This window comes from Arthrobacter sp. E70 (assembly GCF_058266945.1).
Map to the genome: position 1 here is coordinate 155,157 of NZ_JBYQFR010000002.1, position 25,036 is coordinate 180,192.

General features: G+C 66.8%; 20 protein-coding genes. 7 read left to right on the top strand and 13 right to left on the bottom strand.

What is annotated here, in order from left to right; all coding sequences use genetic code 11:
* Window positions 1–71 precede the first annotated feature (71 nt).
* The gene (aspS, locus tag AC3IMC_RS02710; RefSeq protein ID WP_490916907.1) at window positions 72–1,868 is read right to left on the bottom strand and encodes an aspartate--tRNA ligase; all 1,797 of its coding nucleotides are present in this window, start codon (window positions 1,866–1,868) and stop codon (window positions 72–74) included.
* A gap of 109 nt (window positions 1,869–1,977) precedes the next feature.
* On the opposite strand from aspS, the gene AC3IMC_RS02715 reads away from it, so the two are divergent.
* On the top strand, window positions 1,978–3,231 hold the full coding sequence (locus AC3IMC_RS02715) for an APC family permease (protein WP_490916908.1): 1,254 nt from the start codon (window positions 1,978–1,980) through the stop codon (window positions 3,229–3,231).
* On the opposite strand, the gene hisS is transcribed toward AC3IMC_RS02715, so the two are convergent.
* Window positions 3,228–4,598 carry a histidine--tRNA ligase gene (hisS, locus tag AC3IMC_RS02720; protein WP_490916909.1) on the bottom strand — a complete coding sequence of 457 codons (1,371 nt, stop codon included), beginning with the start codon at window positions 4,596–4,598 and terminating at the stop codon, window positions 3,228–3,230. The two genes, AC3IMC_RS02715 and hisS, sit on opposite strands and share 4 nt — an antisense overlap.
* A 228-nt stretch (window positions 4,599–4,826) precedes the next feature.
* On the opposite strand from hisS, the gene AC3IMC_RS02725 reads away from it, so the two are divergent.
* The 3 genes from AC3IMC_RS02725 (at window position 4,827) to AC3IMC_RS02735 (ending at window position 8,128) form a co-directional block, all read left to right on the top strand.
* Window positions 4,827–5,645, top strand: a complete 819-nt coding sequence (locus AC3IMC_RS02725) for a peptidylprolyl isomerase (protein ID WP_490916910.1) — start codon at window positions 4,827–4,829, stop codon at window positions 5,643–5,645.
* Between the two features lie 69 nt (window positions 5,646–5,714).
* The gene (locus AC3IMC_RS02730) at window positions 5,715–7,259 is read left to right on the top strand and encodes a DUF349 domain-containing protein (RefSeq protein WP_490916911.1); all 1,545 of its coding nucleotides are present in this window, start codon (window positions 5,715–5,717) and stop codon (window positions 7,257–7,259) included.
* Between the two features lie 101 nt (window positions 7,260–7,360).
* Window positions 7,361–8,128: a type IV toxin-antitoxin system AbiEi family antitoxin gene (locus AC3IMC_RS02735; RefSeq protein WP_490916912.1), complete on the top strand. Its 768-nt coding sequence runs from the start codon at window positions 7,361–7,363 to the stop codon at window positions 8,126–8,128.
* Here the strand turns inward: AC3IMC_RS02735 and AC3IMC_RS02740 are convergent.
* The 9 genes from AC3IMC_RS02740 to pdxT all read right to left on the bottom strand — a co-directional run bounded on the left by AC3IMC_RS02740 (window position 8,009) and on the right by pdxT (window position 17,938).
* A complete protein-coding gene (locus AC3IMC_RS02740; RefSeq protein WP_490916913.1) occupies window positions 8,009–10,390 on the bottom strand; it encodes a RelA/SpoT family protein in 2,382 nt (793 codons plus the stop codon). The two genes, AC3IMC_RS02735 and AC3IMC_RS02740, sit on opposite strands and share 120 nt — an antisense overlap.
* A 159-nt stretch (window positions 10,391–10,549) precedes the next feature.
* A complete protein-coding gene (gene secF, locus AC3IMC_RS02745; protein ID WP_490916914.1) occupies window positions 10,550–11,566 on the bottom strand; it encodes a protein translocase subunit SecF in 1,017 nt (338 codons plus the stop codon).
* Window positions 11,566–13,323: a protein translocase subunit SecD gene (secD, locus tag AC3IMC_RS02750; RefSeq protein ID WP_490916915.1), complete on the bottom strand. Its 1,758-nt coding sequence runs from the start codon at window positions 13,321–13,323 to the stop codon at window positions 11,566–11,568. The genes secF and secD overlap by 1 nt, the downstream gene beginning before the upstream one ends.
* Before the next feature lie 99 nt (window positions 13,324–13,422).
* Window positions 13,423–13,809, bottom strand: coding sequence for a preprotein translocase subunit YajC (gene yajC, locus AC3IMC_RS02755; protein WP_490916916.1), 387 nt, complete (start codon window positions 13,807–13,809; stop codon window positions 13,423–13,425).
* Window positions 13,810–14,011: 202 nt separating this feature from the next.
* On the bottom strand, window positions 14,012–15,097 hold the full coding sequence (gene ruvB / locus AC3IMC_RS02760) for a Holliday junction branch migration DNA helicase RuvB (protein WP_490916917.1): 1,086 nt from the start codon (window positions 15,095–15,097) through the stop codon (window positions 14,012–14,014).
* Window positions 15,090–15,734: a Holliday junction branch migration protein RuvA gene (gene ruvA, locus AC3IMC_RS02765; RefSeq protein ID WP_490916918.1), complete on the bottom strand. Its 645-nt coding sequence runs from the start codon at window positions 15,732–15,734 to the stop codon at window positions 15,090–15,092. The genes ruvB and ruvA overlap by 8 nt, the downstream gene beginning before the upstream one ends.
* A gap of 87 nt (window positions 15,735–15,821) precedes the next feature.
* A complete protein-coding gene (gene ruvC, locus AC3IMC_RS02770; RefSeq protein ID WP_490916919.1) occupies window positions 15,822–16,400 on the bottom strand; it encodes a crossover junction endodeoxyribonuclease RuvC in 579 nt (192 codons plus the stop codon).
* Window positions 16,401–16,468: 68 nt separating this feature from the next.
* The gene (locus AC3IMC_RS02775; RefSeq protein ID WP_490916920.1) at window positions 16,469–17,224 is read right to left on the bottom strand and encodes a YebC/PmpR family DNA-binding transcriptional regulator; all 756 of its coding nucleotides are present in this window, start codon (window positions 17,222–17,224) and stop codon (window positions 16,469–16,471) included.
* A gap of 3 nt (window positions 17,225–17,227) precedes the next feature.
* Window positions 17,228–17,938 (bottom strand): pyridoxal 5'-phosphate synthase glutaminase subunit PdxT, encoded by a 711-nt coding sequence (pdxT, locus tag AC3IMC_RS02780; RefSeq protein ID WP_490916921.1) that lies wholly within the window; start codon window positions 17,936–17,938, stop codon window positions 17,228–17,230.
* 90 nt (window positions 17,939–18,028) lie between these two features.
* On the opposite strand from pdxT, the gene AC3IMC_RS02785 reads away from it, so the two are divergent.
* Together AC3IMC_RS02785 and AC3IMC_RS02790 are read left to right on the top strand one after the other, a co-directional pair.
* The gene (locus tag AC3IMC_RS02785; RefSeq protein WP_490916922.1) at window positions 18,029–19,321 is read left to right on the top strand and encodes a Mur ligase family protein; all 1,293 of its coding nucleotides are present in this window, start codon (window positions 18,029–18,031) and stop codon (window positions 19,319–19,321) included.
* A complete protein-coding gene (locus AC3IMC_RS02790) occupies window positions 19,318–20,070 on the top strand; it encodes a type 1 glutamine amidotransferase (protein ID WP_490916923.1) in 753 nt (250 codons plus the stop codon). Before AC3IMC_RS02785 ends, AC3IMC_RS02790 begins: the two co-directional genes overlap by 4 nt.
* A 52-nt stretch (window positions 20,071–20,122) precedes the next feature.
* Here the strand turns inward: AC3IMC_RS02790 and AC3IMC_RS02795 are convergent, their stop codons facing one another.
* Entirely contained in the window at window positions 20,123–21,490 is a 1,368-nt protein-coding gene (locus AC3IMC_RS02795; RefSeq protein WP_490916924.1) for a ferredoxin reductase family protein, read from the bottom strand.
* Window positions 21,491–21,493: 3 nt separating this feature from the next.
* Window positions 21,494–22,789, bottom strand: a complete 1,296-nt coding sequence (locus AC3IMC_RS02800; RefSeq protein WP_490916925.1) for a CapA family protein — start codon at window positions 22,787–22,789, stop codon at window positions 21,494–21,496.
* A gap of 83 nt (window positions 22,790–22,872) precedes the next feature.
* On the opposite strand from AC3IMC_RS02800, the gene AC3IMC_RS02805 reads away from it, so the two are divergent.
* Window positions 22,873–24,885 (top strand): M3 family metallopeptidase, encoded by a 2,013-nt coding sequence (locus AC3IMC_RS02805; RefSeq protein ID WP_490916926.1) that lies wholly within the window; start codon window positions 22,873–22,875, stop codon window positions 24,883–24,885.
* Window positions 24,886–25,036 lie beyond the last annotated feature (151 nt).

A 25,036-nucleotide genomic window follows, 5' to 3' on the forward strand; every position in this document is an offset into this window, starting at 1 on the left:
TAAAGCCTGGAGGCTCCCCGGTTGCACGGGGAGCCTCCAGGTGGCAGGCCCTGCTGCGGCCTTTCCTTGTACTACTTGTTGTCTTCGGGCTTCTTGACCTCGGGCTTTTTGGCCTCGGGCTTGAAGTCCACGCCGGCTTCCTTGCGCTGCTGCGGCGTGATGGGCGCCGGGGCCTCCGTGAGCGGGTCGTGGCCACCGCCGGACTTGGGGAAGGCGATGACGTCGCGGATGGACTCGACACCCGCGAGGAGCGAGACCACGCGGTCCCAGCCGAAGGCGATGCCGCCGTGCGGCGGGGCGCCGTACTTGAAGCCCTCGAGCAGGAAGCCGAACTTGGTCTGGGCGTCCTCCTTGTCCAGGCCCATCAGCTCGAAGACGCGCTCCTGCACGTCCCGCTGGTGGATACGGATGGAGCCGCCGCCGATTTCGTTGCCGTTGCACACGATGTCATAGGCGTAGGAGAGTGCCGATTCCGGGTCCTTGTCGAACGTGTCAAGGAACTCGGGCTTGGGCGAGGTGAAGGCGTGGTGCACCGCAGTCCACTGGCCGCCTCCCACGGCCACGTCACCGGAGGCAACGGCGGCAGCAGCGGGCTCGAACATGGGCGCGTCGACCACCCAGCAGAATGCCCAGTCGGTGGGATCGATCAGGCCGGTGCGGTGGCCGATCTCCACGCGGGCCGCGCCGAGGAGTGCACGCGAGGGGGTCTTCTCGCCGGCGGCGAAGAAGATGCAGTCACCGGGTTTGGCGCCCACGGCGTCGGCCAGACCGGCGCGTTCGATGTCCGTAAGGTTCTTGGCAACCGGTCCGGCGAGCTCGCCGTCCTCCTTGTAGAGGACGTAGGCCAGGCCCTTGGCACCGCGCTGCTTGGCCCATTCCTGCCAGGCATCCAGGGCGCGGCGTGCCTGTGAGGCACCGCCGGGCATGACGACGGCACCGACGTAGGGCGCCTTGAAGACTCCGAAGTTGGTGTCCTTGAAGAAGTCGGTGAGCTCGGTCAGTTCCTGGCCGAAGCGCAGGTCCGGCTTGTCCGAGCCGTAGCGTGCCATGGCGTCGGCATACGTGATCCGCTGGATGGGCGTGGGGATGTCCACGCCGATGAGCTGCCAGACAGCCTTGACGATGTTTTCGCCGAGCCGGATGATGTCGTCCTGTTCCACGAAGCTGGCTTCGATGTCCAGCTGGGTGAATTCCGGCTGGCGGTCCGCGCGGAAGTCCTCGTCCCGGTAGCAGCGGGCGATCTGGTAGTACTTCTCGAAGCCGCCCACCTGCAGCAGCTGCTTGAACAGCTGCGGGGACTGCGGAAGCGCATACCAGGAACCCGGTGCCAGGCGTGCCGGAACCAGGAAGTCGCGGGCGCCTTCCGGAGTGGAACGGGTCAGCGTAGGCGTCTCAATCTCCACGAAACCCTCGTGGTGGAGCAGTTCGCGGGCCACCCGGTTGGCTTCGGAGCGCAGGCGAAGGTTCCGGCTGGGGCCGGGGCGGCGGAGGTCCAGGTAGCGGTGCTTGAGCCGGGCTTCTTCGCCCACTTCGACGTGCTCGTCGATCTGGAACGGGAGCGGGTCCGAGGTGTTGAGGATGGTGACTTCCTCGGCGATGACCTCGATTTCGCCGGTGGCCAGGGCCGGGTTTTCGTTGCCTTCCGGCCGCTTCGACACAGTGCCCTTCACCTGCAGGACGTACTCGTTGCGCAGGCCGTGGAAGACCTCTTCCTCCCGCACCACCACCTGGGAGACGCCCGAGGCGTCGCGCAGGTCCACGAAGGCCACACCACCGTGATCACGGCGGCGGCCCACCCAGCCGGCCAGGGTTACGGTTTGTCCAATGTGCTCGGAGCGAAGGGATCCGAGGTCATGTGTGCGCAGCACAGCACGCCTTTCTGCGGGGTAACAGCGGGAAGCTAACAGCGAAGTTCAATATGATCGTTCCAGGAACGATCCCGTCCGAGTTTACCCGTTGGAAGGGGACCCCCGCCTCATGAGCGCCCAGCAGCAGCTGCAACGACGGCTTGGCACGTTCGATGCCACCGCCATCGGCCTTGGTTCCATGCTGGGTGCCGGCGTCTTTGCCGTGTTCGCCCCGGCCGCCGCGCTGGCGGGGAACCTGCTGGTCGTGTCCGTTGCCATCGCCGGGGCGGTGGCCTACTGCAACGCGGTGGCGTCAGCTGCCCTCGCAGCGAAATACCCCACCAGCGGCGGAACGTATGTATACGGCCGCAGGCAGCTCGGCGAGTGGCCGGGCTTCTTGGCCGGCTGGGGCTTCGTCACGGGCAAAACGGCGTCCTGCGCCGCGATGGCGTTGACGTTCGGCAGCTATGTGGCACGCGACTTCGCAGTGCCCGTGGCAATCGCCGCCGTGCTGGCCCTCACCGGCGTCAACCTGCTGGGGATCACCCGCACCGCCCTGCTCACCCGCATCCTCCTGTGCATGGTCCTCGCCACCCTGGTCTTCGTGGCCCTTGCCGCGGCGCTTGGCCCGCACCCGGCAGCAGCGGAACCGGCGGGGCCTGCCAACGGCGCAATGGGCGTCCTCCCGGCCGCGGGACTGATGTTCTTCGCCTTCGCCGGGTACGCCAGGATTGCCACCCTTGGCGAAGAGGTCAAGGACCCCGCCCGTTCCATCCCCCGTGCCATCCTCGCCGCCCTGGCGGCGGCTTTCGCCATTTACCTGGCGCTGGCGCTGCTCCTGCTGAACCATCTTGGCGGAGGACTGGCCACTACCGCGACACCTCTGCTGGACGCCGTCCTTCAGTCGCAGCTGGCCGGCGGATCACCGGTGGTGCAGGCAGGAGCTGCCGCCGCCTGCCTGGGCGCGCTGCTCGCACTCATCACGGGAGTGGGCCGGACCACGCTGGCCATGGCGCGGGAACGCGACCTGCCGGGGCTCCTCGCCAGGGTGGGCGGGAGGCACACGGTTCCGTTCGCCGCTGAACTGGGCGTGGCCGCCGTCGTCATCCTGCTGCTGCTGACAACCGACGTGATGACGGTGGTGGGTTTCTCAAGTTTTGGCGTGCTCGTCTACTACGCCGTGGCCAACGCGTCCGCGTTCACCCTCGCGGTCCGCCCCGCCTACGCTCCCCGCTGGCTGAACGCCGCCGGGTTTGTTGGCTGCGTGGTCTTGGCCTTTACTCTGCCGCCGGCGCCGGTGCTGACCATGGCCGCGGTCCTTGCCGCCGGTGTTGCGGGGCGCTGGCTGGTGCTGCGTCTCAGGCGGCACCAGCCAGCCGGCTAGACCGCGGCCGCAGCCTGCTCGGTGGTCGCCACCTGCACCGTGAGGTCTTCCACGGGCGGCATCCAGGTCTCCGGAGCAGCCAGCACCTGCTCACCGGTGCGGATGTCCTTGACCTGGTGCGTCCCGTCGTCGTCCGTGAACCAGACAAACGGAATGCCCCGCCGGTCCGCGAACTTGATCTGCTTGCCGAACTTGTCCGCCTTCGCAGCCACTTCCGTGGGAATGCCCCTGCTGCGCAGCAGTGCCGCCACGTCCTGGGCTGCGCCCCAGCTGTCGTCGTGGGTCAGGGCCACCAGCACGGCAGTGGGAACCGACCGGGATGCCCTGGCCAGGTCCTGGCTGAGGATCCGGGACACCAGGCGGGTGACGCCGATGGAGAGCCCGACGCCGGGGAACTTCCGGTTGCCCTTCGATGCCAGGGCGTCATACCGGCCGCCGGAGCAAATCGAACCCAGCTGTTCGTGGCCCACCAGCACCGTCTCCACCACCGTGCCGGTGTAGTAGTCCAGGCCGCGGGCGATGCTGAGGTCGGCCAGGACCTTGCCTGGGGCGCGCTGGACCGCAGCGTCGATGACCTGCTCGAGCTCGTCGAGGCCTTCATCGAGTAGGTCGTCGCTGACCCCCAGCGCCCGGACCTGCGCGACGAACGAGGTGTCCTCGGTGCGGATGGCCGCCAGCTGGAGTGCCTTCTGCGCCTGCACGTCGGTTGCGCCGAGCTCGGACTTGAGCAGCTCCGCCACCTTCTCGGGGCCGATCTTTTCGAGTTTGTCGATGCTGCGCAGCACCCCGGCGGTATCTTCGAGTCCGATGCCGCGGTAGAAGCCTTCGGCGAGTTTCCGGTTGTTGACCCGGAGGCGGAAGTCCGGAATGGGCAGCGCGCTGAGCGCTTCGGCGATCACCAGGGCGATCTCCACGTCGTAACGGAACGGCAGCTCACCGTCTCCCACCACGTCGATGTCCGCCTGGGTGAATTCGCGCGCCCGGCCTTCCTGGGGCCGCTCGCCCCGCCAGACCTTCTGGATCTGGTAGCGGCGGAACGGGAAGGCAAGGTAGCCCGCGTTCTCCACCACGTACCGGGCGAACGGGACGGTGAGGTCAAAGTGCAGGGCGAGGGCGTGCGGATCGGCTTTGCCGCCTTTGACGGGGTTGTCGCTGTCGTCCTCCTGGAGGCGGCTGAGCCCGTACACTTCCTTGTCGATTTCGCCTTTGCGCAGCAGCTGGCCCACTGTCTCCACGGCGCGGGTTTCGATCGAGGCGAACCCGTGCAGTTCAAAGACCCGGCGCAGGGTATCCAGCACATGCAGCTCCACCAGCCGCTCCTCGGGAAGCCACTCGGGGAATCCGGACAGGGAGGCGGTGCGTGCCATGGGAAAGGTTCTCCTTTGGGTGGAAAGGTGCGCCGGAGCTGCCGCGGCTGCCGTTGGAGGCGCCTTTGGGCTGCAGCCCGGCCAGTCATGCATAAACTATGTGCGGCAGCCAGTTTATGCGTCATCCGTGTGCATCTCTAATGCGGCGGACCGGCGGACCCCGGCGGCCGATGACCTGCGCCTGGCTGCCTGCCCGGGCCATGCGCAGCCCGACGAGTAGGAGGACCCTTGGCGGCCAGTTCACGCAGTGCCCGCGAAACAAAACGGCGCATCCAGCAAATGGAGGCCAAGCGCGAGCTGCGGCGTGAGCAGGAGAAACGGCGCAAGCGCGACAACCTCGTGGCCGCCGGCGCCGGAACCGCCGCCGTGCTGCTCGCCGTCGTCCTTCAACTCACCGCCTTCGCAGGGAACCCCACCGAGGCCGAATACGCTGCCGCGCAGGCAGGCCTGACCGATCCATCCGCCTCGGCAAGCCCTTCCGCCACTCCCTCCGCCCAGGCCACCAACGGAGCCAACATCCCGGCCGCCGACACCGCGGCCGGGAAGACCTTCACTGGTGAGCTGCTCCTGAACGGCAGCCCGCTCGGTGTGGAACTCGACGGCACCAAGGCCCCGCAGGCGGCCGCCGTCTTCAAATCCCTCAGCGACGAAGGCTATTTCAATGGCAAGACCTGCCACCGGCTGACCACCGCCGAAACGTTCGCCGTGCTGCAGTGCGGTTCCCCCGGCGGCGACGGCCAAGGCGACCCCAACTACACCTGGGGGCCCCTGGAGAACACCCCGGCCGACAACACCTACCCCGCCGGGACCATTGCCGTGGCCCGCACCGGAAATAACGCCTACGGAAACGGAACGCAGTTCTTCGTGGTCTACAAGGACACCGTCATCAACCCCGACACCGCGGGCGGCTACACCGTGGTGGGCAAGGTGACCTCAGGGCTGGATGTGGTGTCCAATATTGCCGCCGCCGGCATCACCCCAGGCAGCAGCGACACGGACGGCGCACCAAAACAACCAGTCACGATAGACTCGTTTTCTCTGAAGTAGGAAGCCGGGGCCGCTTGCGGCCACGGTGCAGAACCTGAGCAGTTCCCTCCAAGCGAAAGACTTTTAGCGGTGACAGACAGTCAGCAATCCGACGAAACAGCAACAGACCTGACCGAAACGGCGGCGCCAGCCGCTGAAGGTGCAGGAACCGATGCCGCAGGCGCACAGGAACCTGCAGCCCCCGAAGAGGCCGCCACTGCGGAAACGCCGGCCCCGGAACCCGCTGCTGCCCCTGCGCCCGCTCCTGCTCCCGCACCGGGGCCGCGGCCGTCGGCGCCCTCCCCCGCCGCCTTCGCCTCCCGTCCCAAGCCTGCGGCGGCGGCCCCCGTTGCCGCACCCGTTCCCGCCGCGCCCAGCACCTCCGTCGCCGAGGCCGCGAAGTGGGCGCGGGTGGAGGGCGACGGCCACGTCTTCCTGAAGATCGACGACGGCGAGCACCTCGTGGGACAGTACCCCGGGGTCAGCGACGACGAGGCGCTGGCCTACTTCGCGCGGAAATATGACGACGTCCTGGCCCAGATCGTGCTCCTGGAACAGCGGGTCAGCTCCAAGGCGCCGAGCACGGACATGCAGAAGACCGTGACGCACCTGCGCGAACAGCTTGCCGAACGAAACATGGTGGGCGACCTCCGCGCCGCCGAGGCCCGGCTGGACAAGCTGGCCGGCCAGATCACCGAGCTGGAGAAGGCCGAAAAGGCCGAGCACGACGCCGTGCGCGCCTCCGAACTCGCTGCCCGCGAGGCCATCGTGGCCGAGGCCGAACAGATCTCCGGCCAGGACCCCGCCCAGACGCAGTGGAAGACCTCCAGCGCCCGCATGAACGAGCTCTTTGAGAACTGGAAGGCTGCGCAGAAGAGCGGGGTCCGGCTGGGACGCAGCAACGAGGACGCGCTGTGGAAGCGCTTCCGGGCTGCACGCACCGTCTTTGACCGCCACCGCCGCGCCTACTTCTCCCAGCTGGACAGCAACAACTCCGCTGCCAAGGCGGCGAAGGAAAAACTGATCGCCGAAGCCGAAGCACTGTCCTCGTCGACGGACTGGGGATTCGCCGCCGGCGAGTACCGCCGGCTCATGGACCAGTGGAAGGCATCACCGCGGGCCAGCCGCAAGGACGACGACGCCCTCTGGGCCCGGTTCCGCGCCGCCCAGGACGTGTTCTTCACGTCCCGCCAGGCCGCCAACGACGAGATCGACCAGGAATACGCCGCCAACCTGACCGTCAAGGAAGCACTCCTCGCCGAGGCCAACGAGATCATACCGGTCAAGGACCTCGCCGCAGCCAAAAAGGCCCTGCAGTCCATCCGCGACCGCTGGGAAGAGGCCGGCAAGGTGCCGCGGGCCGATATGGGCCGTGTCGAGGCTGGCCTGCGCAAGGTTGAAGACGCGGTCCGCCAGGCCGAGGAAGAGCAGTGGCAGCGGTCCAACCCAGAGCGCAAGGCCCGCACCAACAGTGCGTTGTCTCAACTGGAGTCCGCCATTGCCGGGCTGCAGGAAGACCTCGCCAAGGCCGAGCAGAGCGGCGACCAGCGCAAGATCAAGGCAGCCCGGGAAGCCCTCGAAGCCCGCCAGGCCTGGCTTGACCAGATCCAGCGTTCGGCGAGCGAACTGGCGTAAGCGTCCTGCCCCGTGGTGGGCAGAGCAGGCCCGGTTCCGGTTATCCACATAACCGGAACCGGGCCTGTCTCTGTTAACGAGGCCCGCGGCAGGATGGGGGGATGGCAACACCATCAGCTTCCCCCGCCGCCAGCGCAGGCAGGGGCCCGCATCCTTCCGGTTCCGGAGGTCCGGCGGCAGGACCAGAAACTGCTTTTGCCCCACGCTTTCCCGAGCTGTATGCGCCGGGAAGCCCCTTCGCCGGCCCTGAACTCCAGTCCCTCGCCGCTGACGGCCTGTTGGCCCGCTTCCACCAGCATGGATACATCCTTCCAGGCCTTGGTGCCTCTCCGCAGTTGCGGGCGAGGGCGGCGGCGTGCGTGGTGCCGGCCGCCATCCGGCAGCGGGTTGTTGCCGGACGGATGACCGCGGCGTGGATCTACGGTTGCGCAGCGGAACCTGACCGGCTGGCGCTGCTGGTGGATGCGAAGCGGAGGGTGTCAAGCCTGCGCAGCACGCGCGGCTGCACCCTGCACGAGGTGAGGCTCGGCCCGTTTGATGTGGTCAGCCTCGGCGGCCTGATGGTCTCCAGTCCCCTGCGGACGGCGTTGGATATCGCACTGCATGTGGAACCGGAACGGGCGGTACCGGCCCTTGCGGCGTTGCTGTCCCGGCCGGAGCAGGATGTTCGCCTGCGCCTCCTTGTCCGCGCCATTGAGGCCTCGCCGCGGGTGCCGCACAAGCGGGCCGCCCTGGAGAAGCTCGGCCGGTTAGCTCCGGCGCTTGTTGCCGGTGGTGCGGTAGACGTCGAAGACGCCGTCGATCCGGCGGACGGCGCTGAGGACGTGGCTCAGGTACTTGGGATCGCCCATCTCGAAGGCAAACCGTGAAATCGCCACCCGATCGGTGGAGGTGTGGACGCTGGCCGCCAGGATGTTGACGTGGTTGTCCGAGAGGACACGCGTCACGTCGGACAGCAGCGACTTCCGGTCAAGTGCCTCCACCTGGATTTCCACCAGGAAGACGCTGGACTGCGTCGGTGCCCAGTCCACGTCCACGATCCGGTCCGGCTGGTCCTTTAGGTCCGAGATATTGGTGCAGTCCGTGCGGTGCACCGAGACCCCCGAGCCCCTGGTCACGAAGCCCAGGATCGGATCCGGCGGCACGGGAGTGCAGCAGCGGGCCAGCTTCACCCAGACGTCGCCCACGCCCCGGACCACGACGCCGGAATCGGAGAACCGTGCCTTGGTGACCTGCGTGGGGATACTGACTTCGGCGACGTCATCGTCGGCGCTTTCGTTGGCGCCGAGGCTCTCGATCAGCTTTTCCATCACCGACTGGGCGGACGTGTGCCCGTCTCCAACGCCGGCGTAGAGCCCGGAGATGTCGGCGTACTTGAACTCTTCGGCGACGGCTGCGAGGGCTTCGTGGGTCATCAGGCGCTGCAGGGGCAGGTTCTGCTTTCGCATGGCGCGGGTCAGGAGTTCCTTGCCGCGGTCGATCGCCTCCTCGCGGCGCTCCTTGCTGAACCACTGGCGGATCTTGTTGCGCGCCCGGGCACTCTTGACGAAGTGCTGCCAGTCCTGGCTCGGCCCGGCGCCCTCGGCTTTGGAGGTGAAGATCTCCACCCAGTCGCCATGGTTCAGCTCGCTGTTGAGCGGGACCAGCTTGCCGTTGACGCGTGCGCCGATGGTGCGGTGCCCAACCTCTGTGTGCACGGCATAGGCGAAGTCCACGGGAGTGGACCCTGCAGGGAGCGCCATGACTTCACCCTTGGGGGTGAAGACGAAGACTTCGCGGGCGTTGATCTCAAACCGGAGTGAATCCAGGAACTCGCCGGGATCCGAGGTTTCCTGCTGCCAGTCCACCAGGGAGCGGAGCCAGCCCATGTCACCGTCGCGGGGGCTGCCCGGGCCGACAGCCGTGCGGTTGGGCTGGTCCTTGTACTTCCAGTGCGCCGCCACGCCATATTCGGCACGACGGTGCATTTCGTGGGTCCGGATCTGGATTTCCACGGGCTTTCCGCCGGGGCCGATCACCGTGGTGTGCAGGGACTGGTACATGTTGAACTTCGGCATCGCGATGTAGTCCTTGAACCTGCCGGGCAGCGGGTTCCAGCGCGAATGCATCGTGCCGAGGGCGGCGTAGCAGTCCCGGACGGAGTCCACCAGGACACGCACGCCCATGAGGTCGTTGATGTCGTCGAAGTCCTTGTCGCGGACGATCATCTTTTGGTAGATGGAGTAGTAGTGCTTGGGCCTGCCCGTAATGGTGGCCTTGATGCGCGCGGCCCGCAGGTCCTCCGTGATCTGGTCGCGGATGACGGCCAGGCTCTTTTCCCGTTCCGGGGTCCGGTCCCCCACCATGCGGACGATCTCTTCATACACCTTGGGGTACAGCGCGGCGAAGGACAGGTCCTCGAGTTCCCACTTGATGGTGTTCATGCCGAGCCTGTGGGCCAACGGCGCGAAGATCTCCAGCGTCTCCCGGGCTTTGCGGGCCGAGGACTCGGGGGAGACGAAACGCCAGGTGCGGGCGTTGTGCAGCCGGTCCGCGAGCTTGATCATGAGCACCCGGATGTCCTTGGCCATGGCGACGACCATCTTGCGGACGGTTTCGGACTGGGCCGCCTCACCGAAACTGACCTTGTCCAGCTTGGTCACGCCGTCCACCAGCATGGCGACCTCAGGTCCGAAGTCTCGTTTCAGGTCGGCCAGGGTGTAGGGGGTGTCCTCGACGGTGTCGTGCAGCAGTGCTGCTGCAAGGGTGGTGCCGCTGAGTCCAAGTTCGGCAAGGATGGTGGCCACGGCCACCGGGTGCGTGATGTAGGGGTCGCCGCTCTTGCGCTTCTGCCCGCGATGGCTGCGCTCTGCCACATCGAAGGCGCGCTGGATGAGGTCGAAGTCCTCTTTGGGGTTATTGGCGCGGACCGTGCGGAGCAGTGGTTCAAGGATGGGAGAGTACGTGGCGGTGCCGCGCCCGGTCAGCCTGGCAAGCCGCGACCGGGTGCGTTCCCGACGGCCGGGGAACGTGGGGCGTGTACCCGAGTTGTCGACAGGAACCAGTGAACCGGAGCGCGCAACACCGGCTTGTACACCGGCAGGACTGTTTACACCCTCTGCCGCTGGCGCCGACGCCGAACGTTCTTCCAATGAAGCACCCCTCACCACCGTTTTAATTACTCCAGTCTATTCCCCACGGCTGCGACTTTTATAACCGGCTCAAATGCGACGAGGGGCCGGCCCGCGCAGGATCTGCGTGGGCTGGCCCCTCCCGGAACCATACTGCCGGCGCTGCGGCACCGGCCCGGATCAGGCCTTCGCCGGTGCCGCCGGAACTACGCGTTCCGCCGTAGCCGCGCGGCGCTGCTGCACCCGCCTGGCCTGCTTGACCAGTTCCGGTTCGTTCTGCCGCAGCCAGGCGTACATGGGGGCAGCGACGAAGATCGTCGCCGCGGTGCCGATGAGGATCCCCACGAACAGGGCCAGGGACAGGTCGCGGAGCGTACCGGCGCCCAGCAGGCCGGCGCCGATGAAGAGGATGGCGCCAACGGGAAGGATGGCCACCATCATGGTGTTGATGGAGCGCACCAGCGTCTGGTTAACCGCGAGGTTGACCTCCTCGCCGAAGGTGCGGCGGGTGGAGGCGTCAATCCCGGAGGTGTTTTCCCGGATCTTGTCGAACACCACCACAGTGTCATACAGCGAGTAGCTCAGGACCGTCAGGAAGCCGATGATGGCCGAGGGTGTCACCTCGAAATCGCTGAGGGCATAGACCCCCGCGGTGATGAACATCGTTACCGCCATGCCGGCAATCGCCGACAGGGACATTTTCCAGGTGCGGAAGTACAGGGCCATCAGCAAGGCTGCCAGGAGCACGAACACCACCAGGCCGATCAGTGCCTGCTTAGTCACGTCGGCTCCCCAGGTGGGACCGACGAACGTGGAAGTCACCTCGTTGTCCGTCACGCCATAGGCGCTGGTGAGGCCCTGCTTGATCCGGAGCGTCTCGTCGTCCGTGAGCTTGTCCGTCTGGATCCGCATGGTGTTACCGGCGACGTTCGCCACACGGGGAACGCTGCCTTCGACGACGTCGGTAACGGCATGCTCCCCCACCGTGGGATCGGTGGTCTTGACGTTTGAGACCGTGAACTCGGACCCGCCGCGGAACTCGATGCCGAGGTTGAACCCACCCTTGGCAATGGGCAGGAGGATGGACAGGGCCACCGCCACCGCGGCGATGATGAACCAGATTTTCTTGGCACCCACGAAATCGTAGGAGCGCTTCCCGGTGTAGAGCTCGTTGCCGAAGCTCGCGAAGCCTGACATTACTTGTTCTCCTTCGCAGAGGTTTTCGAAGAGCCTGCGAGCTGTTCCTGTTTCTCCGCCAGCCGCCGTTCGGCGATGGTCATCCGGCGCTCGGCTTCTGCCGCCGCCCCGGTGTTCTTTGCGCGGACGGCCACGGGCCGGTCCTCGGGTGTCCTGACGCGGCCGGCGCCACGGTACAGCGGGACAGCGCCCAGGCGCTCCGGGTCCAGGCCCGAGAACTTGTGGCCTTCGCCGAAGAACCTGGTGCGGGCCAGGAGCTGCAGCGTGGGGTGCGTGAACATGAACACGACGATGAGGTCGGCGATTGCGGTCAGGCCAAGGGTGAAGGCGAAGCCGCGGACGTTGCCAACGGCCACGAAGTACAGGACCAGGGCGGCAAGCAGGTTGACGGCCTTGGACGCCAGGACCGTGCGTTTGGCACGTTTCCAGCCGTTTTCGACGGCGGACACCAGGCCGCGCCCCTCACGGAGTTCGTCACGGATGCGCTCGAAGTACACAATGAACGAGTCGGCTGTCTGGCCGATCGCGACGATGATGCCTGCGACGCCGGCCAGGGACAGCCGGTAGTTTTCCGTCCAGCCGAGGATGGCAATGGCCAGGTACGTCAGGGCGCCGGCCACGACCAGCGACGCGATGGTGACGAAGCCCAGGGCACGGTACTGGAACAGGGAGTAGACAACGACGAGCAGCAGGCCGATCAGGCCGGCCAACAGGCCCATGCGCAGCTGTTCGCCGCCGAGGGTGGCTGAGATCTGCTGCTCGCTTTGGATGTCGAAGCTGATGGGAAGGGCGCCGAACCGCAGCTGGTCCGACAGGGCCTTCGCCGTCTGTTCGGTAAATCCGCCGGTGATCTGCGGACGCCCGTCGGTGATGACGGCCAGGGATCGCGGAGCAGAAATCACCTGGTCGTCCAGCACGATGGCGAACTGCGACTTGGGATCGGTGCCGGACTCGCCGCCGGCAGCCACGTAGAACTGGTTCAGCCGCTCGGTGACCTCTTTGAACTTGGCGGTACCTTCGGCGTCGAACTGGATGTTGACGGCCCAGTCATTGGTCACCGCGCCCTGCGCACCCTGCTGCAGCTGGAAGGAGGACGTGACGATGTTGCTGCCCTTCACCTCCACCGGACCCAGGATGTACTTGATCGCGGGCGTCTTGGCGGTGGCGGGCTCGCAGGTGACCAGCGGCTTGGTGGGGTCTGAACGCTCCGGCTTCTCGGCGTCGGCGCTGTTGCAGTCAAGGGCCTCGAACTGCTTGTAGACGTCCGCGGTGATCCAGTTGGTGTCACTGCTGTTTGCCGGCTCGGCCGTTGGTTTGGGCAGCTGGTCCTCGGGTACCCGGGATTCGGCCGGCACCGCTGCGCCGTCGCCGTTGAGCAGGACGGGGCGGAAGTTCATGTCGGCGGATGCCTGGATCAGGTCACGGGTCTGCGCAGAGGGCGTACCGGGAAGGCTGACCACCACGTTGCGCCCGGACTGGGTGCTGATTTCGGCTTCGGCGACGCCGGAGCCGTCCACGCGCTGGCGGATGATCGCCACTGCCTGGTTGAGCTGTTCCTCGTTGATGTTCGACCCGCCCTCGACCTTCGGGGCCAGGATCATCTGGGTTCCGCCCTCAAGGTCCAGTGCCAGTTTGGGTGCCCAGCTGGCCTGTCCGGCAACAGTGCCCCCGGCCAGGACAGCCGTCAGCGCTGCCAGTAGTACACCAAGCCAGACCAGGACGCGCAGCCCTGGTTTCTTGCGGCCAGTTCGTGCCATTGTCGATCTTTCTCTTAGTCGCGGAGAAACCGCCGGTGCGGGTTTCAGCCCGCGCCGGCGGTTTTCCACAGCGGTAGAGGGTAAAAGGGGGCAGCGGGCCTAGCTGTCCTTTTTGCCCTCGTCGTTGAGGCGCTTCAGGGTTTCCTCAGGAGTCTCGATGCCGGTGGCAGTGCTTCCGCTCTCCGGAGCGGTGAGCGAGGAGGCGTCATCAGGCGCGGCCGCCGCAGGCTCTGCCGCGGGCTCGACGATCTTGGTGACGGCCTGGCGGTGGACGGTAGCGGTGTTGCCGGGGGAAAGCTCAAGGGTGACCTTGTTCTCGGCTTCGTCGATGTCCACGATCCGTCCGAACAGGCCAAAGCTGGTCATGACCTCCACGCCGGGACCGAACTTCGACTGGAGCTCAGCCTGCTGCTGCTGCGTCTTCTTGTTGCGGCGGAACATCATGAACATGAACACGCCCAGCATGACGAACAGGAGAATTGACATTAGATCCAAGGGGAATTCCATTCCTTTACGTGCCTGGCTGATTTTTCCGGCGGCGCCGGCTTCGTTTCGGCCGGGGCGGGACAGGCACGCAGGCAGGAGCCTGCCTTCCCCAGCAGCGGAGGCGGCAGGGCCACCCGCGAAACAAAGACCCGAACGTGCCGAGCGTCATACCAGTCTAAAGGGAAAAGCTGAAGGGAGGCTGCTATTGGCTTCGCGGGGCCTGGCCCGCTCCCTCAGCGGCCTCTTCCCCGGGGTCGAAAAGGTCCAGCTGCTCCTGCGCGAAGACTCCGGCAGGGATCGCGTAGCCCAGGTGCGTCCAGGCGGGCGCCATGGCAATGCGGCCCCGCGGGGTGCGGCCCAGCAGCCCCTCCCGGACCAGGAACGGCTCGGCCACCGTTTCCACCGTTTCGGTCTCTTCACCGACGGCGATCGCCAGGGTGGACAGGCCCACCGGGCCGCCGCCGAACTTGGTGATCAGGGCGTCCAGGACCGCCCGGTCCAGGCGGTCCAGGCCCTTCTTGTCCACCTCATACATGTCCAGCGCGGCCGACGCGCACCGGGCATCGATCTGCTCCACTCCGTGCACCAGCGCCCAGTCCCGCACGCGGCGCAGCAGGCGGTTGGCGATGCGGGGCGTGCCACGGGACCGCCCGGCGATCTCGGCGAACCCGGCCGAATTCACCTTCAGGTCCAGCAGGCCGGCCGATCGCCGCAGGACCAGTTCGAGTTCCGCCACGGAGTAGAACTCCAGGTGCCCGGTGAAGCCGAACCGGTCGCGCAGCGGGCCGGGAAGCAGGCCGGCCCGCGTGGTGGCGCCCACCAGGGTGAACGGTGGAAGCTCCAGCGGAATGGCGGTGGCCCCCGCGCCCTTGCCCACCACGATGTCCACCCGGAAGTCCTCCATGGCCATGTACAGCATTTCTTCGGCCGGGCGGGACATGCGGTGGATTTCGTCGAGGAACAGGACTTCGCCCTCGGACAGGGAGGAGAGGATGGCAGCGAGGTCGCCGGCGTGCTGGATGGCGGGTCCGCTGCTGAGCCGCAACGGTGCGTTCATTTCCGCGGCCACGATCATGGCCAGCGTGGTTTTGCCCAGGCCCGGCGGACCGGAAAACAGCACATGGTCGGCGGTCCGCCCACGCATTTTCGACGCCTGCAGGACCAGCGACAGCTGTTTGCGCACCCGGTGCTGTCCGACAAAGTCGTCCAGGTTCTTGGGGCGGAGGGCGGCCTCGATGGCGCGCTCCTCCGGCTCCTCCCCCGCGGCCACCAATGACGGTTCAGCCACGGCTGCCTACGCGGTTGCCTGCACGGGCACCGTCCTGGCCGAGCCACCGGAGGGTGGTCCGCAGGATCTCGGGAACGTTGCCGCGGAAGGACACCTCTGGTTCATCCGCCAGCGCCTTGTCGATGCTGGACGATGCGTCCTTCTCCGACCAGCCCAGGCTCGTCATGGCGGCCACCACCTGGGGCTTCCAGGCCGCCTCCGCGGAAGTGGCGGCGGCCGCCGCGGCAGCCGTGCCATGCGGAACGAGCTTTCCTGCCAGTTCCAGGACGATCCGGCCGGCCACCTTGGGGCCGATTCCGGGGACCTTGGTGAAAGTCTTGCTGTCGCCGGTGTGGGCCGCCACGCGGATCGCTTCGGGATCGTGGACGGCCAGCACGGCAAGCGCCAGGCGCGGCCCGACCCCGCTCACACTCAGCAGGACCTCGAAAACCTCGCGCTCGTCGTCGTCCGCAAAACCGAACAGCGTCAGCGAGTCCTCCCGGACGATCAGGGAGGTGAAGACCTTGCCCTCTTCGCCGACCCGCAGCCGGCTGAGGGTCTGCGGGGTGGCATAGACACTCATGCCCGCGCCGTTCAGGTCGATAACGGCCGTGGACAGGCCAACGTGGGCTACGGTTCCGCGAAGGAAACTGATCAAGGCCGGGCTCCCGATGTACCGCCGGCCCCATGTAAGGGCCGGCTATCCGAACATATCTACGAATACCCTAGCAACCGGCAGGGACATTCAGCGTGCGCGGCGCGCCTTGGCCTCCGCCTCGGCCCACGCGCGCTGGGCGGGCGTCAGGGACGAACTGCCCGGCCCGGTGGTGGCCACGGCCGCTCCGCTTCCCGCACGCCAGGCATGCGTGATGGCCAGGGCCAGCGCGTCCGCCGCGTCGGCGGGCCGGGGCGGCGCATCCAGGCGGAGGATCTTGGTGACCAGCTTGGTCACCGCGTCCTTGTTGGACGTACCGCTTCCGGTGACCGCCGCCTTAACCTCCGACGGCGTGTGAAGCGCAACAGGGATTCCGCGGCGGGCCGCCGCAGCGATCACCACGCCGGACGCCTGGGCCACGCCCATCACGGTGCTGACATTGAGCTGCGAGAAAACGCGTTCGACGGCGAGCACCTCGGGCTCGAAGCGGTCCAGCCATTCGTCGATGGCCGTGGCGATGACCAGCAGCCGCCGGTCCAGGGTTTCGTCCGGCGACGTACCCACGACGCCGACGGCCACCATGGTGGCCCGGCGGTTCCGTTCAACGTCCACCACGCCAATACCGCACCGGGTCAGGCCGGGGTCAACCCCCAGGACACGGAGCGTCACTGGTTTCCCGCTCCGGCCCGAGCCCGGGGCGAGGGCCCGAAGGCCGCGTCAGCAGGCAAGGCCGGACGTCACTCGGATTCCAGGGCTGCCTGGACCTCGTCGCTGAAGTCGGCGTTGCTGTAGACGTTCTGGACGTCGTCGAGTTCTTCCAGCGCATCGGCGAGCTTCATGAACTTACGGGCACCGTCGACGTCCAACTCCACCTGCATGGACGGCACGAACTCCACCTCGTCGGTGTCGTATTCGATGCCGGCTTCCTTGAGCGCTTCCCGGATGGCCGGCAGGTCACCCGGCTCCGAGTGGATCTCGAAGGTGTCGCCGTTGTCCTTGACTTCCTCGGCGCCCGCGTCCAGGACAGCCATCAGGACATCGTCCTCGCCCAGGCCGTTCTTGGGCAGGTTCACTACGCCCTTGCGGGTGAAGAGGTAGCTGACGGAGCCCGGATCTGCGATGGTGCCACCGTTGCGGGAGATCGCCAGGCGCACTTCCGATGCTGCCCTGTTCTTGTTGTCCGTGAGGCACTCGATCAGCAGGGCAGAGCCCTGGGGGCCGCGGGCCTCGTACATGATCTCGGTGTAGTCGATCACTTCACCGGTGAGGCCGGCGCCGCGCTTGATGGCACGGTCGATGTTGTCGTTGGGGACCGAGGTCTTCTTGGCCTTGGTCACCGCCAGTTCCAGGCCGGGGTTGCCTGCGAGGTCCGGTCCGCCCATCCGGGCCGCAACTTCGATGTTCTTGATCAGCTTGGCGAACGACTTTGCACGCCTGGCGTCGATGACGGCTTTCTTGTGCTTGGTCGTCGCCCATTTGGAGTGGCCTGACATGCTTTACGCTTCTCCTCTGATCATGCGGATAAAAAGTTCGTGTACGCGTTTCTCGCCGGTCACTTCCGGATGGAAGGAGGTGGCCAGCAGCTGGCCCGAACGCACTGCGACAATTCTAGCCGCCCCAGGCAGCGGGACAGCGTGGGACGCGTGTTCGGGATCAGCCGGCTCCACCTGCGCGAGGACCTCCACGCCGGGTCCCACCCGCTCAACCCACGGGCCACGGATGAAGACGGCGTGGACCGGGGCGACGCCCGACTCCGTGGCGCTGAACTCAAGCCCCTTGAAATCCAGGTCCGTTTCGAAGGACTCCCGCTGGCGTCCAAAGGCGTTGCGGCGCACGGTGATGTCGAGGCCTCCAAAAGTCTCCTGCGGCGCGCCGGACAGGTCGGTGGCTGGATCGGCAATGTCCGATGCCAGCAGGATCATTCCGGCGCAGGAACCGTAAACCGGCAGGCCCTCGTGGATGCGCTTGCGCAGTGGATCGGCGAGGTCGAAGGCGCGGGCCAGCTTGTCGATGGCCGTGGATTCACCGCCGGGAATGATGAGCCCGTCCAGTCCGTCCAGCTCCGCGGGCCGCCGCACTCCCACGGCTTCGGCGCCCGTAGCCTCCACGGCCCGGAGGTGTTCGCGGAAATCGCCCTGGAGTGCCAGGACGCCGATCCGCAGGCCTGAGCCCGGGCGTGCAGGAGCAGCTGAAGGGGAGTTTGTCATCCATCCAGCATACGTGCGGTATCGCCGGCCCGGTTCCGCCTGCCGCTGCCCGGCAGGGGTTGCATGCCGTTGCTGGGATATATTCAAAACATGGTCTTCTTCAGTGTTCCGCTCGGCAAGCTGGTCCGCCGCGTCTCCCGGCTCCGGGGCGGCGGATCCGCCCTGCCCGGGCTGGTGGTTGAAAAGATCGACCCCGGCTTCATGCGGCGCACCCTCAGCACGCTCCCCCACGGTGTGGCCGTCGTGAGCGGCACGAACGGCAAGACCACCACGACGAAAATGGTGGTGGAGCTGCTGGAAAGCCAAGGCCTGAAAGTCTTCACCAACCGCACCGGCAGCAACTTCACCAGGGGTGTGGCCGCATCCCTCCTCGGTGAGGTGGACTGGCGCGGAAAACTTGATGCGGACGTCGCGGTCCTGGAACTCGATGAAGCCCACGCCGTGCACTTCGTGAACAGTGTCCCGCCCCGGTATTGCCTGCTCCTGAACGTGCTGCGGGACCAGCTGGACCGGTTTGGCGAGATCGACAAGACGGCCCAGCTGCTGCAGCACATCGCCGCAAAGACCACTGGAACCGTGGTCCTGAACCGCGAGGACCCGCGCGTGGCCAGGATCGCCGACACCCTCACAGGCCAGGAGGTCAAGTACTTCGGCCTTGACGAGTCGTTGCTGGGGACCTTCCCCAACGACGACGACATGCGTGCCGCCCCCGGCAGCCCCGCCCCGGCGAACCTGCCGGAAAAGCCGCGGGCCGACGTCGTGCTCCGCAAGGTGGGCGCGGACAGCGCCGAGTTTGAGTACGACGGCGGCACGGTCACCACTGCGATGAAGCTGCGCGGCGTGTACAACATCTTCAACGCCGCGGCCGCGCTGGCACTGGCGCGGAGCATCTGCGGCGCGGGCGCCGCCACCGCCAACCATGAGACCCTGCTCCAAGCCCTGTCGCAGGTGGCTCCGGCGTTCGGGCGCGGTGAGAGCCTCACTGTGGAGGGCCAGCCCCTGGACCTGGTGCTGGTGAAGAACCCCAGCGGCTTCCGCCTGGGCCTGAAGTCCTTTCCCGCCGCCGGCTACGCCACCATGATTGCCATCAACGACAACTACGCCGACGGGCGGGACATGTCCTGGCTCTGGGACGTGGAATTCGATTCCCTGCGTGACGGCGGCGTTGACCTGCTGACCGGCTCACGGGCTTATGACATGGCGCTGCGGCTGCAGTACGACGATGTCCGGGTCGGTGCCGTGGAGCCGGAGATCGCACAGGCCTTGGCGGCCTTCATCCGCGAGGGCCAGGGCAAGCCGAAGCGGATCTTCTGCACCTACACGGCGATGCTGGCCATCCGCCGCGAACTGTCCAAGATCACCACCGTGGAGGTTGTCTCGTGAACCCGGCCGGAGCCGCAGCCGCTGACCAGTCCAAGGGCACCCTCCGTGTGGTGCAGCTGTATCCGCGCGACATGAACATCTACGGCGACTGGGGCAATGCCCTTGTCCTGCAGCGCCGGATCGCCTGGCACGGCTACACGCCGGAACTGCTCGAATACAACGTGGGCGATCCGTTCCCGGACAACGTGGACGTCATTGTCGGCGGCGGCGGCCAGGACAGCGGGCAACTGGTCATCCAGGACGACCTGCAGGCACGGGCCGGCGCCCTGAAGGAACTGGCCGAGAACGGCACACCAATGCTGCTCATCTGCGGGCTGTACCAGCTCTTCGGCCGTTTCTTCAAGACCCGCACGGGCGCAGTCATCCCCGGGATCGGGGTTCTGGACGTGGAAACCCATGGCGGCGACGAACGCCTGATCGGCAACGTCAAGGTGGCCACCTCCGAGTTCGGCGAAGTCCTTGGCTACGAGAACCACAGCGGGCAGACCACCCTGGGCAGCGGCGTACGACCGCTGGGCACCACGGCCAAGGGGACCGGCAACAACAGCAACGACGGCCACGAGGGTGCCCGCTACCGAAACATCGTGGCCAGCTACCTGCACGGCTCGCTGCTGCCCAAGAACCCGGCCATTGCAGACTTCCTCATCCGGACCGCGGCCGAGCGCAAGTTCGGCAGCTTCACCCCCGGCAACCCTGACGACTCCTTCGCCGTCCTGGCCCGGGAGCACGCCGCCCGGCGCCCCCGCTAAAGAGCGGCTTCACGCGCACCTCCGGTCAAGGAACTGCCCGCAGGCTAAACGTTTAGCGCCACTGGAAGTATTCGCGGTGGATATTGGCGCGGCGAACGCCGGCGGCCCGGAAGTCCTTCCGGAACTGCCGCAGCATGGCATCGGGGCCGCCCATGAACACCGACAGCCGCCGCGGATCCGTGCCCACCTCGGACAGTATCCGCTCCGGTGTCAGCCGGCCGTCGACCTCCGTGTCGACCAGATGGACCTTCAGCCGGGGCTGCGTCGCGGCGACGGCGGCGATCTCTTCGGCAAAAGGCGAAGGTCCCGCGGAGGAGACGAAGAAGTCGACGTTGTCTTGGATTTCCCCGTCCAGCGACCGCAGCCAGCTGAGGAACGGCGTGATGCCGACACCGGCCGCGATCCAGACCTGGTCTGCCGTGCCGCCATGCCGGTCAAACCGCCCATAGGGTCCGCCGACGACGGCGGGCATTCCGGTCTGGACGACGTCGGGAAGCTTGGTGGTGTGGTCACCCAGCGCCTTGACCGTGATCCCGATGGTGTCGCCGTGGGCGGCGCCCGACATGGAGAAGGGGTGCCGCTGCCAGCCGTCCGCCGTCTCAAGGTAGATCATGGCGAATTGGCCCGGCTTGAATTTCAGTGGTTTGCCTAGGGGCCGGAGCGTAACCTCGACAAGGTCCGCCGCCAATGGACGCACTCCTGCCACCTGGTAGTCATGGTGGGGCAGGAAATGCCGCGCGAGGAGTTCGCGGTAGGCATAGAAGGCCAGGCCGGTACCGCCGATCGCGACGTAGCTCCAGCGCAGCCCGGGCACTGCGGCGAAGGAACTGGCATCCAGCAGGCCGTGCACGAACCCGGCCCCAACGAAGAGGCCGGTCAGCCGGTGGAAGCCGCGCCACCGCTCATAGCCGCCCAGCAGCCGTGCCGCCAACTTCACAGGACGGGCCTGAAGTGCGGCAAGCACCAGGCGGCGGACGGGCGCGGGAAGCATGGTCCGCCAGCGCGGCAGGATGGCCCACACCACTAAAGCGGCCAGGCCGCTCGCCGCGATCACGGCGAGCGTCTTTCCGGCGCTCGTCGCCGCCGGGTTGGCCGCAAGTTCGATATGCGGCAGCAGCAGCAGGGTGGCCGTGATTGCGGCCCGCCGGTGCCAGATGGCCGCGTGGTCGATGCCGCCGAACAGTGGTTCCACATGGGGGAGGGTGCTGATCAGGACCAGGGCGATCGAGAATAGCAGGACCGATTCACCGCCGAAGAGCTGCCCCACGTGCCCCAGGAGCGGCTCCCCTGCCGGGCGCTCCACGAACCAGAACACGCCGTACAGGGCAAAGAGGAACGCGATGGCGCCCGGCCCCATCCACCGGACGGGCACGCCCAGCAGAGCTGTCCTTGGCCGGGTGCCGGTCCTGGAAGTGTCCATGGTTCAAGGCTCCTTCGTGATCAGGAGTTCGTGGGCGCCGGCTGCGGCGGCCCCCATGGACTCCACAACGCCGGCGGTGCGCTGGCGGGTTGCAGCGTCTGCTTCGGCGCCGGCACAGGGCCCCTGCGGGGCGTCCGAGGCGACCGAACACCACCTGTAGGGGTCGCGGACGATGACCGAGGGCGCCCAGGCCAGGTCGCTCGCGGTCCACTTGCCTCCGGCGTCCTGGCTGAACTGGATGCGGACCAGCAGGCCTTCGTTGTTGACGACGTACCAGGGCGACAGTTCGGTGACGCCGTTGCCCAGGCCGTACACGATCCAGGCGTCCTTGTACTTCTCGATGGGCTGCACGGAATGGGTGTGGTGGCCATAGACCAGGTTGAACTGGCCGCTGTCCACCAGGGCGTGGGCCACGTCCTGCTGCTGGCCGTTGGGGGCACTGGAATATTCGTCTCCTGCGTGCATGACCCCCAGGACGATGTCCGCCCCCAGGCTCCGTGCCTTTGCGGCTTTGGCGATCATGGCAGCGGGGTCCAGCATGTCCACCTGCCAGGGGTGGTCCGGGGTCAGGCCGTTGAGTCCATAGGTTCCTTCAATGACGGCGACCTTTGCGGCCGGTGTCTGCAGGAGGAGGACGGACTGGGATTCGCTTTCCGTGCGGTAGGAGCCGGTGTGTTTCAGTCCGACGGCGTCCATCCGGTCCAGGGTGCGCAGCAAGCCGTCCGTGCCGCGGTCGATGGTGTGGTTGCTGGCGGTTGTGCACGCCTGGTAGCCCACCTCCTTGGCGGCCGTGATGATCTGGGGCGGCACGTTGAAGGATGGGTAGGCGGAGAAGGGGCCGTCCGGTCCCGCCACGGGCGTTTCCTGGTGGCAGATGGCCAGATCGCTGGCGTTGAGGTAACGGCGCTGCCCTTCGAGGAGGGGAAGGAAGTCAAGGCCGGGCTTTCCCGCGGCGGCTGCATCCTGCTGGGCCTGCTGCCACAGCTGGGCATGGACCAGCAGGTCTCCGGTGACCAGGACGGTGGTGCACCGGAGGGTGGGACAGGCCTGCCCTTTCCCCGGGGCCGGGGTGGGAGTGGGCGTGGGGGAAGGCGAGGGCGCTGGGGACCCGGTGGCGCCCGCCGCAGTGGCATCGTGTACTGCGTTTGTGCTGGAGCCCGGCCGCGACGGTATTGCCCCTTGTTCCGCAACGAGGCCGCAGCCTGCCAACGTGGTGCCGGAAGCCAGGACCGCGGCACACGCCAGGCCCAGGACTGCCGCCCGGCCGCGCATGAAAAGCCTGCCCGAAATGGTCCCCATAGCGGCAATTGTAGGGATGCTGCCTGGACGCTGGTGATATTTCGGCAATTGAGAAGCGTGGCCCGCCGTGAAAGATTTACCCCATGACGAACCCCCTCCTTGCCGCCAGTCCGCTGCCCTATGGTCTTCCACCGTTCCGTGACCTCGAACCCGGTGACTACCGCGAAGCCATAAAAGCCGGGCTGTCCGGGCACCTGGAAGAGATCCGGACCATCACGGACAACCCGGAGCCGGCCACCTTCGAGAACACGGCCTTGGCAATGGAACGTTCAGGACAGCTTTTGAACCGGGCCGCAGCGGCTTTCTTCACCCTGGTCTCCGCGGACGCATCGCAGGACATCCGGGACCTCGAAACGGAACTGTCGCCGCTCTTCCCGGCGCACCAGGACGAGATGTACCTGAACCGCGCCCTGTACGAGCGATTCTCGGCCATTGACACCACCGGCTGCGGTCCGGAGTCCGTCCGGCTGGTGGAGGAGTATCTCAAGGAGTTCCACCAGTCCGGCATCCAGCTCGACGCTGCAGGCCAGGAGCGGCTGCGTGCCGTCAATGCGGAGCTGGCCCGCCTCGGTACCGAGTTCGGCCAGCGGGTCAAGGAGGGCATGAAATCCGCGGCACTGCTGCTGGAGGATGCGGCCGACCTGGCGGGACTGCCGGCCGACGACGTCGCCGGTGCGGCGGAGGCCGCCCGAGCCGCCGGGCACGATGGCAAATACCTGCTTACCCTGATCCAGCCCGGCAACCAGCCTGCCTTGGCGTCGCTCGAAAACCGGGATATCCGCCGTCGCCTGTTCGAAGCCTCCGTGGGCCGGGGCAGCGATGGCGGCAGCCTGGATGTGCTGGACCTGGCCAAGTCCATGGCCGGGCTGCGGGCTGAGAAGGCCGCACTGCTGGGATTCCCGAATTACGCCGGCCTCGTGGTGGACCGCCAGACAGCCCCGGACTTTGAAGCGGTCCAGGCCATGCTGAACCGGCTGGCGCCGGCAGCGATGCGCAATGCGGACGCCGAAGCTGCCGCACTGGCAGGAGCAGCCGGCCACCGCCTGGAGCCCTGGGACTGGGCCTACTACTCGGCGAAGGTGCGCCGGGAGAAGTACGACGTCGACGAACAGGCCCTGCGCCCCTACTTCGAGCTGGACCGGGTGATCACTGACGGAGTCTTCTTTGCAGCCAGCTCCCTGTACGGCATCACGTTCCACGAACGGCCCGACCTGCAGGCATACCATCCCGACGTGCGGATCTGGGAGGTCCGTGACGGGGACGGGACCGGGCTGGGACTCTTCCTCGGCGACTACTTCGCACGTGAATCGAAGCGGGGCGGTGCCTGGATGAACTCACTGGTCGACCAGTCGGAGCTGCTGGACACCCGGCCCGTCGTGATTAATACGCTCAACATCTCCAAACCGGCCCCCGGTGAACCGGCCCTCCTCACCCTGGACGAGCTGCGGACGTTGTTCCACGAGTTCGGGCATGCACTGCACGGGCTGTTTTCCAGCGTGACCTATCCACGGTTCTCAGGAACGGCGGTACCCCGGGACTTCGTCGAGTACCCGTCACAGGTGAACGAAATGTGGATCATGTGGCCGGAAGTGCTCGCCAACTACGCGCGCCACCACGTCACCGGGGAGCCGTTGCCCCGGGACATCATCGACCGGCTTGAGGAGTCACGGCTCTGGGGCGAAGGCTTCGCCACGACCGAATACCTGGGCGCAGCCCTGCTGGACCTTGCGTGGCACACGCTGGAGCCGGGGGACGTACCGGACGATGCGGTGGAGTTCGAGGCGAAGGCCCTGGCCGCCGCTGGAATTGCCCACCCGCTGATCCCGCCCCGCTACCGGACCGGGTACTTCCAGCACATCTTCGCGGGGGCCGGTTACGCTGCCGGCTACTACTCCTATATCTGGAGCGAGGTACTGGACGCCGAAACCGTGGACTGGTTCAAGGAGAACGGCGGCCTCACCAGGACCAACGGGGAACGCTTCCGCCGGGAGCTGCTTGCCAGGGGCAACAGCCGCGACCCTTTGGAATCATTCCGCATCCTGCGAGGCCGGGACGCGGAGCTGGAGCCCCTGCTAAAACGCCGCGGCCTCGACTAACCCCATCGATTGCTCCGTAAACGTCGTTTAGAGTCCCGAAAACGGCATCTACGGAGCAATCGATGGTTCCAACAACTTAAAAACGGACGACGCCGGTCCCCCACCAGAGAAAGGTGAGGAACCGGCGTCGTCAGTTACCAAAGGAGGCGGC